The organism is Enhygromyxa salina (assembly GCF_000737335.2).
In the GTDB taxonomy this organism is placed as follows: Bacteria; Myxococcota_A; Polyangia; order Nannocystales; family Nannocystaceae; genus Plesiocystis; species Plesiocystis salina_C.
This window is the reverse complement of record NZ_JMCC02000043.1, coordinates 19,504-33,894: the sequence shown is the minus strand read 5'-3', so window position 1 is coordinate 33,894 and position 14,391 is coordinate 19,504. Positions and strand designations below refer to the sequence as shown.

General features: G+C 68.0%; 11 protein-coding genes. 4 read left to right on the top strand and 7 right to left on the bottom strand.

Annotated elements, in window-relative coordinates:
- Position 1 precedes the first annotated feature (1 nt).
- Complete coding sequence (locus DB30_RS17420; protein WP_052550321.1) at positions 2-1,651, top strand: mucoidy inhibitor MuiA family protein; 1,650 nt, start codon at positions 2-4, stop codon at positions 1,649-1,651.
- A gap of 1 nt (position 1,652) precedes the next feature.
- On the opposite strand, the gene DB30_RS17415 is transcribed toward DB30_RS17420, so the two are convergent.
- Genes DB30_RS17415 through DB30_RS41510 form a run of 3 tightly spaced genes read right to left on the bottom strand, consistent with a single transcriptional unit; the run spans position 1,653 to position 3,740 of the window.
- Positions 1,653-2,567, bottom strand: a complete 915-nt coding sequence (locus DB30_RS17415; RefSeq protein ID WP_052550319.1) for a hypothetical protein — start codon at positions 2,565-2,567, stop codon at positions 1,653-1,655.
- A 42-nt stretch (positions 2,568-2,609) separates the two neighbouring features.
- Positions 2,610-3,074, bottom strand: a complete 465-nt coding sequence (locus DB30_RS17410; RefSeq protein WP_052550317.1) for an SRPBCC domain-containing protein — start codon at positions 3,072-3,074, stop codon at positions 2,610-2,612.
- A 45-nt stretch (positions 3,075-3,119) separates the two neighbouring features.
- Positions 3,120-3,740 (bottom strand): TetR/AcrR family transcriptional regulator, encoded by a 621-nt coding sequence (locus DB30_RS41510; protein ID WP_052550314.1) that lies wholly within the window; start codon positions 3,738-3,740, stop codon positions 3,120-3,122.
- A gap of 146 nt (positions 3,741-3,886) precedes the next feature.
- Here DB30_RS41510 and DB30_RS17400 point away from each other — a divergent pair, with 146 nt between their 5' ends.
- A complete protein-coding gene (locus DB30_RS17400) occupies positions 3,887-4,501 on the top strand; it encodes a hypothetical protein (RefSeq protein ID WP_052550312.1) in 615 nt (204 codons plus the stop codon).
- 17 nt (positions 4,502-4,518) lie between these two features.
- On the opposite strand, the gene DB30_RS17395 is transcribed toward DB30_RS17400, so the two are convergent.
- The 3 genes from DB30_RS17395 to DB30_RS17385 all read right to left on the bottom strand — a co-directional run bounded on the left by DB30_RS17395 (position 4,519) and on the right by DB30_RS17385 (position 11,259).
- Entirely contained in the window at positions 4,519-7,701 is a 3,183-nt protein-coding gene (locus tag DB30_RS17395; RefSeq protein ID WP_052550310.1) for a serine/threonine-protein kinase, read from the bottom strand.
- A gap of 603 nt (positions 7,702-8,304) precedes the next feature.
- Positions 8,305-10,380 carry a M13 family metallopeptidase gene (locus DB30_RS17390; protein ID WP_165703818.1) on the bottom strand — a complete coding sequence of 692 codons (2,076 nt, stop codon included), beginning with the start codon at positions 10,378-10,380 and terminating at the stop codon, positions 8,305-8,307.
- Between the two features lie 78 nt (positions 10,381-10,458).
- Positions 10,459-11,259: an enoyl-CoA hydratase-related protein gene (locus tag DB30_RS17385; protein WP_052550306.1), complete on the bottom strand. Its 801-nt coding sequence runs from the start codon at positions 11,257-11,259 to the stop codon at positions 10,459-10,461.
- Positions 11,260-11,290: 31 nt separating this feature from the next.
- Here DB30_RS17385 and DB30_RS17380 point away from each other — a divergent pair, with 31 nt between their 5' ends.
- Positions 11,291-12,649, top strand: coding sequence for a cytochrome P450 (locus tag DB30_RS17380; protein ID WP_165703817.1), 1,359 nt, complete (start codon positions 11,291-11,293; stop codon positions 12,647-12,649).
- A gap of 11 nt (positions 12,650-12,660) precedes the next feature.
- On the opposite strand, the gene DB30_RS17375 is transcribed toward DB30_RS17380, so the two are convergent.
- Positions 12,661-13,101, bottom strand: a complete 441-nt coding sequence (locus DB30_RS17375) for a hypothetical protein (protein WP_052550303.1) — start codon at positions 13,099-13,101, stop codon at positions 12,661-12,663.
- Between the two features lie 34 nt (positions 13,102-13,135).
- Between DB30_RS17375 and dinB the strand changes: the two genes are divergently transcribed.
- A complete protein-coding gene (gene dinB, locus DB30_RS17370) occupies positions 13,136-14,380 on the top strand; it encodes a DNA polymerase IV (RefSeq protein WP_052550301.1) in 1,245 nt (414 codons plus the stop codon).
- Positions 14,381-14,391: the final 11 nt, after the last annotated feature.

The window sequence follows — 14,391 nt, the reverse complement described above, 5'->3', positions numbered from 1 at the left end:
GATGGACGCGGATCAAACCCAAGGCTTGCGCCAGATCACCGCCGAGATCCCGGTTGCCGAGGTCACGCTGCTCGAAGATCGGGCGCTGGTCGTGCGCCGGGGGATCATCGAGCTCCCGCCTGGGCGCTCGCAGCTGGTGATCCAAAAGGTTGCGCCCGTGCTGGTCGACAAGACCCTCGCGGCCACGCTCTCGCTGCCCCGCAACGCCGGCCCCGACCAAGCCGAGCTCGCCGAGGATCTGCGGGTGCGCAGCGTGTCCATTCGGCGCTGGCGGATCACCCGCGAGCAAGATCGCCCCGCCGATCTCGCCCAGCTCCGGGCGACCAAGCGCGACAAGCAGCTCGAGCTCGCCAACGCCAACGCGCGGATCGAGCAGCTGTCGGCCGAGCACGCGTCGGTCGAGCAGCTGCTCGCGCTGACGCTGCAAGAGATCAACGAAGACGTCAGCTGGGGCGCCCAGGCGGCGCCGCAGTGGGGTGAACAGCTGGATCTGCTCGACGCCAAGCTGCGCGAGCTGGGGCTCGAGGTCGCCGAGATCAAGCACGCCAACCAACGGCTCACCCGCGCGCTGCAGGACTTGCAGACCCTCGAGGCCGCGAGCAGCAGCCTCGACAGCGAGGTCACGGCCGAGCTCACGCTCGAGCTGATCAACCCCGACCCGGTGGCGCGCGAGCTCGAGCTTGGCGTCGACTACTTGGTCCCCGGCGCGCTGTGGCGGCCGTGGCACAGCGCGCGGCTGATCGAGCCCGACGCGGCGTCCGGCCCACGCGTGGAGTTTCAGTGCGAGGGCGCGGTCTGGCAGTCAACCGGCGAAGACTGGAACGACGTGCAGCTGATCTTCTCGACCGAGCGCCCCTCGCTTGGGGTCAAGCCGCCCACGCTGACAACCGACACCCTGCGGTTTCGCAAGAAGAGCAGCACGGTCGAGGTCGAGGCCCGCGAGCAGATGGTCAACACCGCGGGGCTTGGCGCCGATCCGGGCGCGGGTCCCAGCGATGGGCCCGCCAGGTCGATCGCCGAAGATGACCTCCCCGGGATCGACGACGGCGGCGAGGCGATCGAGCTGCGCGGTCGAGCCAAGGCCACGATCCCCGCCGACGGCCGGCCCTACCGCGTGCCGATCTTCAGCTTCGAATCCCCGGCCAAGACCGCGCTGGTCTGCACGCCCGAGCTGGACGCCTCGGTGATCCTGCGCAGCCGCCAACACAACGCTGCCACCCACCCGCTGCTCGCGGGCCCCGTCGACCTGGTTCGAAACAGCGGCTTGGTCGGCCGCACCTCGCTGTTGTTCATCGCCCCCGGCGAGCGCTTCGAGCTGGGCTGGGGCCCCGACTCGAGCTTGCGGGTCCACCGGAAGCTCGAGGAGCTCGAGCACGAGCGACGGATGATGAGCTCGTGGACGCGCAAGCCAAGGCGCGTCACCGTCAAGCTCAGCAACCTCTCGCCGCGCCCCGCCACGATCGAGGTCAAGGAGCGGATCGCGGTGTCCGAGGTCGAGAAGGTCGAGGTCGAGCTGACCGAGGCCAGCCACGGCGCCACGCCAGACGCCGACGGCTTCGTGACCTGGGAGGCCAAGCTGCGTGGGTTTGGCCGCGAGGCGCTGGAGCTGACGTGGGTGCTGGTGGTCCACGACGACGTCGTGGGCATGTGACTCAGCGCTCCAAGCAGTACAGCCGCCGCTCGTTGGAGCAGCGCACCGGCTCGCCGCACTCGTCTGGGGCCTGGGACCAGGTCGAGTCGGTCGCGTAGAGCAGGCCGTAGGTCCCGCTGTAAAAAGAGCTGCCCTTGGTCCAATTGGAGCAGTTCGGCCCGACCGCGTCGCCGTACGCGTCGGTCCCCGTCCACACCTGCGATTCAAAGTCGCAGGGGGCCCCGTTCAGGACCACGACACCCTCCTCGTTGTAGTTGACCGGCACCAGCAGCTCACCGCTGGTCAGGTCCGCCCAGGACTCTGCGATCTTGCTGCCGTTGGTGCGCACGAAGAAGCCGTCTTTCTCGAAGGTGCTGTTTGGAGACTCGATGATCGTCGAGTTCCACGCCCAGAACTGCTTTTCTGGGTAGAACTCGCTGCCGATCTCCTGGCACAGATCGTCGGCGCCGGACAGACCTCCAAGCACGCCAAGGAACGTGTCCTGCGTGACGAACATGATCCGAGGTCGCATGCAGAAGCCGTCGTTGCAGGCTTGATCGGGATCGCACGGCTCGCCACAGTCACCGCAGTTGGCTTCATCTTTGTTGGTATCGGTGCACTCGCCACCACATAGTTGCTCGCCGTCGCCACACATCATGCCGTCGCCGTCGCCGTCGCCGTCGCCGTCACCCGTGCTCGGATCTCCGTCGCCGTCGCCCGTGCTCGGATCTCCGTCGCCGTCACCCGTGCTCGGATCTCCGTCGCCATCGCCCGTGCTGGGATCCGTGTCGCCGTCGCCCGTGCTGGGGTCGCCGTCGCCGTCACCGGTCCACTCGTCGCCGCTGCCGGTCTCGCTGGCTCGTTCATCGAACGCCGAATTGAGCTTGGTGCAGCCCGCGAGCCCCACAACGACCACAACGACTCCCAAGCGCGTCATCCCGCCATCATGCACCGCAGGTCAGGCGACAACCACCCTGTGTCACTCACCTCGCTTCCACGTTGCTGTCGCGCCTCCCTCGACATAGTCAGCGAGCGCAGTATTGACGCCGCCATACAGGCGCTCGAGCTCTGGCTCCATGCGCGACCACAGCAGCGGCACCAGCAAGCCGTCGAAGCGCTCGCTGTGAATGACCTCGGTCTCAGCGCCCCGATCCCGCAGCTCGAACCCGTGCCGGCCGCGAAGCACCCCCCACGGACCGCCGCTCCAACACAGCTCGCGCCCGGGCTCGACCACCTCCACGCGAACCGGCATGACCACCGGCACGGGAAATGGCTTGAGCGACAGCCACGCGCGGTGACCCGCGCGCAGGAGGTCACCCCGCCACGGACGCAGGCTCAACACCGGGTTCCAGCGCGGGTAGCTGTCGATGTCGATCAGCGCGTCCCAGACCTGGGCCGGGGGCGCGGCGATCACGATGCTGGTGCGGACGCGTTGGCGAAGCATGGGTCACAACATCGCAAAAACCAGGCTCAGGCGCCCCGACGATCGTCAGGCAGCGTCGAGCCCCAGCAACCCGCGGCACATCGCCTCGAGCCGCGCGGCCAAGTACCCATCGGCGAGGGTCTCGGGGTGCTCGCGCGCGGCCGCTCGCACACAGCTGATCAACATCTCGCGCATGATCCACGCGCTGCGCTCGAAGCCGTCGTGGAGCGCCGCGCGGTGGGGCTCGAGCACGACCACGATCACCTTGTCGAAGCCCTCGAGCAGGCGTCGCACGTGCGCCTCACGATCCACGGCCGCGAGCGCGGCGACCATCTCGCGGTACAGCGGCGTCTCGTCTCGGTAGTAGCGGACGGCGACCTCGACCAGGCCACGCACGGCCTGATCGAGCGCGACGAGGCGCAGCCCGTCGAGGATCGGCACGAGCTCTTGCATGTCGCGCTCGAGCTTGGCGTCGATGACCGCGGCGATCAGCGCTTCGCGGCTGGGGAAGTACTGGTACAGCGAGCCAATGCTGACCCCAGCGAGCTCGGCCACCCGCGCCGTGGTCACGGCCGCGACGCCCTCGCTCGCGAGCAGGCGCCCGGTCGCCTCGATCAGCGCGTCGTAGAGCACCCGCGAGCGCGACTGCTTGGGTCGCTTGCGCGGCTCGGTCTTGACCGGGGCCACCGCCCAAGCTTCACACAAACGCGAGTCAGCCGCGACGCGCGAGCAACCAATCGCGCCGTACAGCCGACGGGTCGCGGATCTAGACCGAACCGCCGCCGCCCAAACGCGAGTGTTCGAAGCCCGGTCGCCGGTTCATCTTTGTGTGCATGGCGACAGCAGTCGAATACGACCCCAACACCAGCGTGCTCGCTGCGCGGACCCAGTACTTCACCGACAACGCGTTCGGCGACGACGGCGGCTACACCTCCAAGTGGGTGATCCTGGGCACGCTTGGGCCCCTGAAGATCGGCTTCCCCAACACCGCGGCCCGGATCCGCGCGGTCCAGCTGCACGACATTCATCACCTCGTGACCAACTACGACACCACCCTCGTCGGCGAGGCGGAGATCGCCGCGTGGGAGCTGGCGAGCGGGTGTGCGCGGTTCCCCGCGGCGGTCGTGCTCAACCACCTCGCGCTGCCGATCGGTCTGCTGCGCGACCCAGACCGGGTCCGACGGGCGTTCGCGCGTGGCTGCAGCTCGAAGAACCTCTACGACAAGGACTTCGACCCGGCGGTGCTCGACGAGCAGCTTGGGGATCTGCGTGAGCGTCTGGGCGTGGGCCCGGCGGCCCATGTGGAGATGACCCCCGCGCAGCGCTGGCGCTGGCGTCGGACGGGGGCGCTCGCGTTGCTGACGTGGCTGGCTGTACTGGGCACGCTCGCCGCCTTCGCCCTCGCGCTGGTGTGGCTCGTGTGGCTCGTGTGGGCCGCGTGGCTCTGAGACTTGCGGAGCAGCGGTCACAACATCGCAAAGCCATTCGCGACCAGCCACGCCTCGACGCGCGCCTGCGCTCGGGTCCCGACCCGGCCCTTCTTCAGCTCCGCCAGCGCCGCGCGAGCGAGCGCCTCGGCCCGCACCCGATCCTGTCGCCCGCCCAACATGAGCACCTTGGCCATGGCCATCCGCGCCTGCGCCAGCTCGTTGGCGGTGTTGGCTTCGCCGGCGATCGTCAGCGCCCGCTCACCGGTCTCGCGCGCCTGCGCGGGGTCACCAAGGGCGAGCTGGGTCTCACACAGGCCAGTGAGCGGCTCGACCAATTCTGTGTGCTCCGGGCCAAAGATCTTCTCGCGCATCGCCAGCGCCCGCTGATCACCTGCCAGCGCCTCGTCGTAGCGGTTCAGCGATCGCAGCGAGCGCGCGCGGCCAACCTCGACCGCGGCGATCGTTGGGTGGTCCTCGCTGAACGCCCGCTCGAGCACGGCTTGGGCCCGGTCAAAGTCCGCCAGCGCACCAACGTCGTCCCCCAGCGCCGCGCGGACCGAGGCCAGGTTCTGCAAGGTCACGCCAACGGCCATGTGATCGCCACCCAGGCTGCTCTCGAGCACGACCCGCGCGCTCTCGTAGCCGGCCAGCGCCTCCTCGTTGCGACCCAGGTTCTGCAGCGCCGATCCAATGTTGACGTCGACGAAGGCCACGTCGGGATGAGCCGCGCCAAGCTGCGTCACCAGGATCCCCCGGGCCCGCTCGAGGGTCTCGAGCGACTCGGCGTAGCGGCCGGTCTCGTCGTAGATGATCGCCAGGTTGTTGAGGTTCTTGGCGACCCGGCGATGGTCGGCCCCGTAGATCTCTTCGTTGATGCGCAGCGCCTCGCGGTGGAGCTCGAGCGCTCGATCAAAGTGGCTCTGCGAGGACTCGACGTTGCCGAGCGCGTCCAGGATCGCGGGCACGCTCGGGTGCTTGGCCCCGAGTGAAGTCGCCGCGAGCTCGCGGGCGCGACCGAGCGTAGCGGCGGCCTCGACGTAGCGGCCAAGCTCGTGCTGGGCGTTGCCGATCGAGAGCAGCGCAGCGATGTGCGCGGGGCTGTGTTCACCGTCGCGATGGCGCGCGAGCTCGAGCCCGCGCATGTACTCCGCCAGCGCGAGATCGTAGTCGCCCGCCGCCATCGCCAGCTTGCCAAGGTGCTCGCGGACCTCGGCCTCGATGCCCGGATCTTCACCGTGCTTCACGAAGGTCGCCCGCGCGAGGCTGCCCCAGGTATTCGCGAGCTCGAGCTTGGCCTGATCCGAGCCAAGCGTGTCGGCCAAGGCCGCCGCCGCGCGGATCAACACGCTGTCGTGACCCGAGCGCTGCGCGGTCCAGGCCGCCTCGCGCAGCAGATCCTCACCGCGCTGCTCTTGCGCGCGTTGGCGATCCACGGCGAGGCCCAGCGCCAACAGGGCCTCGGCGGTGACCGGATCAAAGTCCAACGCCCGGGCCTGCGCCAGCACCTGCTCGGCTTGGGCGATCGCCTGGGCGTACTCGCCAGCGTTGGTCAACCCTTCGACCCCGGCCAGCGCCTCGCGAATGCTGCTGGCTTGCGCGGCGATCTCGGCCTGGTTGGGTTCGAGCGGCGAGCGCTCGAGCACGTTGGCGGCCGCGCAGCTCTCGACGCTGGGCAGCTCCAGGGGCGTGAGCCGCTCGAGCAGCTCGTCGGGCCGATCCTCGAGCCGGCGCAGCACCGCGACCATGCTCTCGACCCGGACCAGCTGCAGATCCAGGCACGCGATCCGGCGCTCGAGCAACGCGAGGCTCTGATCCCCCTGCAGGTGCGTGGCCTCGCAAGCCCGCTGGCGGGCCCGCGACCACTGCTGCACCCAGTCGTCAAAGCGCGCGGCGACGCTGTCCCAGGTCGCGCGGGCATAGGGCTTGTTCGAGCGCACGACCGCCGCGCCAAGCCGCTCGTTCGCCGCCTCGTCCCACACGCCCTCGAGCATGCCCATGCCGTCATCACACACCGGCTTGGGTCCGGCGCGGCGCTCGTAGAACGCGACCACCGAGACGATCGCCAGCAGCATGATCAGCATCGGCACCCACCACAGTCGCCGCGGCCCCGTGGCCACCCCGGTGAGCTCGGCCAGCAGCGCGTCCATGCTCTCGAAGCGCCGATCCGGCACCAAGCTCAAGCCGCGGATCAACACGCGCTCGATCTCGACTGGCAGATCCTCGGGCCGGTTGCCGGGCAGCGTGCGCGCGCGGCTGAGATCACGAAAGCGCCGCGGGTTGTCAAACCGACCGCGAAACGGTCGGGTGCCGTAGATCGCCTCGTACAGCGCAACGCAAAAGCTGAACTGATCGCTGCGGGCGTCGACGTGCCCACCCGACGCCTGCTCTGGCGGCATGTAGGCCGGCGTGCCCATGACCTGGCCTTCGCGGGTCACCAGACCCGAGCCCGAGCCTCCGTCACCCGAGCCCTCCGCCGAGTCGGTCCAGCTGTCCTCGTCGAGCGAGCGCTCCGACTGATCAACCAGCTCTTGCAGGCGCGCGCGCACCCCCTCGGCGTCCTCGGCCTCGCGCAGCGGCGAGGCCAGCCCAAAGTCCAGCACCCGCACCCGCCCGTCCGTGCCCACGCGGACGTTGTCGGGCTTGAAGTCGCGGTGAACGATGTCGGCCGCGTGCGCAGCCGCGAGCCCGCGCCCCGCTTGCACATACATGCCCACCACCTCCGACCACGTGCGCGGCTCCGCGGCCAGCCACCCGCTGAGCGTCAGGCCCTCGACGAACTCCATGACCACGTAGATCTGATCGTCGAAGGTTGCGACCTCGTAGACCGGGACCACGTTGGGGTGTGAGAGCCGCGCCAGCGCCTGGGCCTCGCGGCGCAGTCGCCCGCGGCGTTGGTTGACCGCTTCGGTCTGCCCGATCGTCTTGCTGCGGCGCAGCTGCTTGAGCGCGACCTTGCGGTCCAGCGCCGGGTCGTAGGCCGCGTAGACCATCCCGACCCCGCCCGATCCAACCACCTCGACGATCATGTAGCGACCGATGCGAGTACCCGGCGAGGCCGCGTCGACACCAGCCGCGACCAGCGCCTCCGAAGGGCTGCGCATGTCGACCTGCGTCATGTCCTCGGGCGGGCGCGGGGCGTCGGGCTCGACCTCGATCGACCGCGACGACGAGGTCTCGGGCTGTTCACCCGCCCGCGCCGTCTGACCCGTCTCGCCCATACCGGGCCGCAGGATAGCGCGATCCGCTCTCCCCGCGTGGAGTGGTTTTGTCCCCCACAGAGAAACGCCCCAACGAGCGAACTCGACGAAGCTAGTCTCGAGCGAGCGAGCGAGCAAGGCGAGCAGCCGCGAAGTGCGAAGCCCCCTGAGGATCTGCCCCCCAGCACCCAGAGCCCCCTTCTAAGCCTAGAAGGGGGCCACCCCAACGAACAAAAGCCAACACGTGAGTGGAGCGATACCCGGTGGCTGTAGGTACCCAGACAAGAGCCCCCTTCTAAGCCTAGAAGGGGGCCACCCCAACGAACAAAAGCCAACACGTGAGTGGAGCGATACCCGGTGGCTGCAGGTACCCAGACAAGAGCCCCCTTCTAAGCCTAGAAGGGGGCCACCCCAACGAACAAAAGCCAACACGTGAGTGGAGCGATACCCGGTGGCTGCAGGTACCCAGACAAGAGCCCCCTTCTAGGGGGCCACACATGCGACAGCGAACAGCCAGCCCGTTGGGAGCGAGCGAAGCGAGTGACCGCGAAGTGCGAAGGTGGCTGTGGGGGTCCTAAACAGACCCGCGAAGTGCGAAGGTGGCTGTGGGGGTCTATGAAGGCCTTACCAAACCGCACAGACTTGCTCGGGGTGCATCGGCTCCCCTTCGCCGCACGAGAACGCCTCCCAGAACGCCGGCAGGTGCGACATGGGCACGTTCACGCGAAACTTGGGCGGCGAGTGTGAGTCCACGGCCACCAGCAATTCATCGAACTGCGGCGAGCTGACGCTGCACCAACTCTGGGCCATGGCCACGAAGAACAGCTGCTCGTTGGTGAGCCCGTCGATCAGCTGGGGCTCGGCGCCTTGCTCGGCGACCCACGCCCGGTAGGCCTCGTACGACTCCTTGATCCCGCCAAAGTCCGCGATGTTCTCACCAAGGGTGAGCTCGCCGTTGACGTGCACGCCGGGCTGAACCTCGAGCGCCGAGTAGGTCTTGACCACGCACTGGGTCTGGGCCTCGAAGTTGGTAGCGACCTCGGGCGCCCACCACTCGCGCATGACCCCGTCGCCGTCGAACTTGCGACCGCTGTCGTCAAAGCCGTGGGTCAGCTCGTGGCCCATGACCATGCCCATGGCCCCAAAGTTCATGGCCTTGGGGAACTCGCGGTGAAAGAAGGGCGGCTGCAGGATCCCAGCCGGAAAGTTCATGAAGTTCTGCAGCGGGTTGTAGCTGGCGTTGACGATTGACGCGGGCCAAAACCACTCTGTTTCGTCAACGGTCTGCCCGATCTTGCCAAGCTGGTACTTGTTGGACCAGGTCCGCGCGGCGATCGAGTCGGCGAAGTAGCTGCCCTGGAAGCTGAGCTTGTCGTAGCTCTTCCACTTCTCTGGGTAGCCAATCTTGTTCTCGATCTTTTTCATCTTGCCGACCGCGGCGGCACGGGTCGCGTCGTCCATCCAGCCAAGCGAAGGCAGCCCGGCCTCGAACGCGGCCTCGACCCGCTGGATCATGTCGATCGCAATGTCCTTGCTGTCCCCGGGGAACTGGCGCTCGACGAATTTTTGGCTGAGCAGATCACCCACCGCCCGGTTGACCACGCCCACGCAGCGCTCCCAGCGGGGCTGGATCTTTTGCTGGCCGGTCAGCGCCGCGGCGAACTGAAAATTCGCGGCGACGATCTCCGCTGACAGCAGGTCGGCGGTGTTGCTGATCAGGTTGAAGCGCAGGTAGTCCTTGATCGCCTGCGGATCCGCGGCGCCGATCACCGCGGGCAGCCCCTCGACAAACTCGGGGTTGCTGACGTTGATCAGCTGCAGCTTGGGCACGCCGATCGCCGTGAAGTAAGCGGACCACGGCAGCTTCGACTTGGCCTCGACGCCCTTGCGATCCCAGCGAAAGTAGACCGACTCGGGGTCGCGCATCTGCTCTGGGGGCTTTTGCAGCTTGGCGATCTCGGTCTCGAGGGTGACGATCCGCTTGGCCGCGGCGGCGGCGTCCTCCGGGGCGTAGTCGAAGAACGTGAGCATCCGCGCGATGTGGGCTTCGTACTGCGGCAAGAAGCGCGCGGCCTTGTCGGCGTTGAGATAAAACGAGGGATCCGGCAGCCCGGTGCCCCCCTGGCCAAGGTCGCTGATGTGTAGATCCGGCTGTTGAAAGTCGATCGAGAGCCCAAAATCGAAGAACGCCCCCAAGCCCACCCCCGCGTCGAGCTCTCCCATGAGCTTGAACAGCGCCTTGGTGTTCTTGGCGTCGAGCTTGTCGATCTTGGCCAGGTAGGGCGCGAGCGGGGTGACCCCGATCTCGTCGATCGCGGCTTCGTCCATGCACGCGGCGTACAGGGTGCCCGGCCGCTCGGTGTCGTTCTCCAGGATCTCGCGCAGGACCTGGTTGTTGCGCTCACCTAGCTCACCAAAGCCGCGACCCCAGCGGGGCTTGTCCTCTGGCAGCGGATTGTTCGCGATCCATTCACCACAGGCGAACTGATAGAAATCCGTGCAGGGATCCGTGGACAGATCCATCTGCGCGACGACTTCCGTGCCGATCTCGTTGGTGCTGCTCAGCGAGAACCGTTGCGGCGCCTCTACGACCGGGGGCACGACCACTTCGGGGTCGGTCAGGTCGCCGTCTTTCTTGCACCCAGACGCGAGCAAGGGCAGACACAGCGCAGCACACACGACAATTTCTCGCCTCGACATTTCGGGCAGCATGCACGATTCGACCCACCAAATAGATGGTTCGGTTTGATCGAGTCCTCCGGCGAGCTGTGACCTTCTTCACGGTTTTGGGGCGAGCGCCCGCTGGTGGTCTTCCATGTTCTGAACGATGCCTTGGTAGCTGGCCGCGAGCTCGAGGGCGGTCGCCATGTCGGCGTGATAGCTGCGATACGCGGCGCGCTTGGTCAGCTGGACCGCCATGGCCGGATGTTTGGCGATCGCCTGGGCCCGCTCGGTTGCGATATCGAGCAGCTGATCCGCGGGCACGACCTCGTGGACCAAGCCGATCGCCAGCGCCTGCTCGGCGTTGATCACCCGCCCGGTCAGCATCAGCTCCAAGGCCCGGGCAAACCCAACGACGCGGGTCAAGAAGTAGGCGCCGCCGTCACCGGGCACCAACCCAACCTGAACGAAGGTCGAGCCTAGCTGGGCGCCAGCTCGGGCAATTCGGATGTCGCACATGCACGCGAGATCCAACCCTGCGCCGATCGCCGCCCCGTTGATCGCGGCGATCAGCGGCTTGCCAAACTCCGCGATCCGGCGCGGCACCGCCTGGATCCCACGAACGTAGCGAGCACGCAGCTGCGCCGGGTCGCCGGCGAACATCCCCGAGCGCTCGCGCATCGCCTTGATGTCGCCGCCAGCATGAAACGACTTTCCGGCGCCGGTCAGGATCACGCAGCGGATCGCATCGTCGTGATCGGCCCGGTCGAGCGCCTCGACCAGCTGCTCGCACATCTCGTCGCTGTAGGCGTTGCGGGCTTCGGGCCGATCCAGCGTGATCGTTGCGAGCGGGCCGGCGTGCTCGTAGCGGACGTGGACCGTGTCGCTGGGCGTGGCGGACTGTTGGGCTTCGGACATGGACTACGTGATAGATCTTTCCGCGCTTCCCATGCCACCCCCTCGAACCAACGGGCCGATCCTTGGCAACGCGCTGGCGCTGCTGCGCGACCCCTTGGCGTTCTTGCGAGCCGCCCACGTCGAGCAAGGTCCGATCTTCGAGGTCCACGCCGCGACCCGTCGCTTCGTGGTCCTGGCCGGGCGCGAGGCCAACCGCTTTGTCGGGCGCGAAGGTCGCGAGCTGCTCGAGTCACGCAGCTTCTGGGGTCGGCTCACCGAGCGCCGCGAGTGCCCCCACGCGATCTTGGCCAGCGACGGCGTGCCGCACCGGACCCAGCGCAAGCACTACGCGGACGTGCTCTCGCGCAAGATCGTCGACGCCCAGCGCGACGGCTGCGACGCGCTGATCCGCGACAGCTTTGGGGCCTCCGAACGCCAGCTCAGCCCGCGCGTCGCCGTGCAGGATCAGACCCGCCTGCTGATCGCCCGCTTGGTTCATCGCTGCCTGACCGACGGCGCCGCGCCGATCCCCGAACCGACGGCCCGCGCGCTGATGGAGGTGTTTCGCTGGGAGACCAACACGCTCTTGCTTGGCAAGTGGCCCAAGCTCGCGCTGTTGGCCCCGGCGTATCGGCGCAGCCTCGCGCGGGCGGAGGGCTTCATCGACGAGCTGGTCGCGCGTGACCTCGAAGCAGGCGGGCGCGCGACCGATCAGGCTGACCAGGCTGACCAGGGCCTTGGGGGCTGGTTCGAGCGGATCCGCCAGGGCCGCGAGCGATACCCAGAGCTGTTCACCGCGGGCGACGTCCGGTTCGCCACGCTGTTGCCGTTTGTCGCCGGGGTCGACACCGTCGGGGCGACCTTGGGCTTCGTGCTCTACGAGCTGTTTCGTGACGCGGATCTGCACGCGGCCGTCCGCGCCGAGGTCGAGGCTGCGTACGCGAACGGCGTGCCCGACAGCGCCACGCTCAGCCAGCAGCCCACCTTGCACGGCTTGGTGCTCGAGTGCCTGCGCCTGTATCCGGCCGCGTTCGCGATGTACCGCGGGGCCGCCCGCGCGTTCGAGTTTGCCGGCCACCGCGTCGCCGCGGGGACCGAGATCGCCGTGTTCACCAGCGCCACGCACTTTGACGCGCGCTACTTCCCCGAGCCCGAGCGGCTCGACGTGACTCGCCACGCGCCGCCGCGATCCGAGTCGCGCCAAAAGCATGTGTTCATGCCCTACGGCGGCGGGCCGCACGTATGTCTTGGCGCCGGGATGGGCGAGGCGATGTTGCTGCTCGCGACCGCGGGGATCGTCCGCCATCACGATCTGGTGCTGGCGGATCCCAAGCGGCGCTGGAAGCCGAGCTTCGATCCCTCGCTGACCCTCGACGCGCGCGTGCAGCTGCTGCGCCCCGGCGTGGCGTAGCCAGCGACCGCTCAGCCGGCCCGACGCGGGGATTGCTGATCGCTGATCCCCAGGCGCACGATTGCCTCTTCACACGCCGCCATCGCCTCGTCGAAGGTGGTGCACACAACGTACTGGCTGCGAAGCGAGGGCATCATCTGCAAGATGAAGCGCAGCAGGTTCCCGACCGCCGAGGGCATGTGATACGCGGTGAAGGTTGGGATCCGTGGGGTGACCTGCTCGAATTCGCTGGCGAAGCGCTCGCGGAGATCCCGGGTCCACCGCATGATCTCCATGATCTGGTCGCGCGGCGGAATTTCGACGTCGGTGACGTCGTAGATCAGTGCGAAGGGCTCGTGGCGATCGATGAGCGCGTTGAGGTCGACGCGCATCTGCTCGGTGACATCCCGGCGTGCCTGGTCGCGAACGCGGAGGACCACCACGGGCCACCGGCTCTCGTCAAACTCGTACACGTCGTCACTATAGAACTTGGGCTAGCATGGCGTCATGTCTCCACCGCGTCACATCGCGCACGTCGACATGGACGCGTTCTTCGCGTCGGTCGAGATCCGCGATGATCCCACCCTTCGGGGTCGGCCGGTCTTGGTCGGGTTCGCCGGCAAGCGCGGCGTGGTGGCGGCGGCGTCCTACGAGGCCCGCCGGTTTGGCTGTCACTCGGCCCAGCCAATGGCGATCGCCCTGCGAAAGTGCCCCCACGCCGCCGTCGTCGCCCCTCGCCACGAGCGATATGTGGAGGTCTCGCGCAGCGTGTTCGAGGTGTTTTCACGCTTCACCCCGATCGTAGAGGGGCTCTCGATCGACGAAGCTTTCTTGGATCTGGCCGGCACGCAGCGGCTGCACGGCTCGCCGCGGGCGATCGCCGAGTCGATCCGGGCGATCGTGCGTGGCGAGCTGAACCTGACCTGCTCCGTGGGTCTCGCTACCAGTAAATTCATCGCCAAGATCGCAAGCGACCGCGACAAACCGGATGGTCTGACCGAGGTCCCGCCCGGACACGAGCGGGCGTTCTTGGCTCCGCTCCCGATCCGGCAGCTGTGGGGCGTCGGTCCGAAGACGGCGCAGACCCTGCAGCGCTTGGGCATCGCCACGGTCGGCGATATCGCGGAGTTCGGCGCCGCCACGCTCGAGCAAGAGCTCGGTGACCACGGCCTGCATCTGCACCGCCTGAGCCTGGGGATCGACGAACGCGAGGTCACGCCTGGCCGCGAGCGCAAGCAGATCAGCCACGAGAACACATTCGAAACCGACCTCACGTCCCGCGCAGAGATCGAAGACTGGCTGCTGCGGCAGGCGACCCGCGTGGGTGATCAGCTCGCGGCCAAGCAGCTGCGCGGTCGCAAGGTCCACATCAAGCTGCGCGACACCGCGTTCACGACCTGGACCCGGCAGACCACGCTGGACCTGCCCTCGGCCCAGACCAAGGCGATCTTCGCGGCCGCTCGGGGCCTGCTCGACAAGCTCGACGCCGAAGGGCTGGTGCGGGGGCGTCGGTTTCGGTTGACCGGGCTGGGCGTCAGCGAGCTCGTTGGCGCCCACGAACCCGGGCCGCCCAAGCAGCTCGAGCTGCTGGGGCTCGGCGCGACACCTGACGACACGACCCGCAGCGCGCCGGTTCCAGAGCTCCCCGACAAGGGCGAAGCCGTGCAAGACGTGCTCAGCGAGGTCCGTCGGCGGTTCGGGGGCAAAGCGCTGTCGCCCGCGGGCGTCAGCGGTCGCCGCAAGCCACGATGACTTCCAAGGCT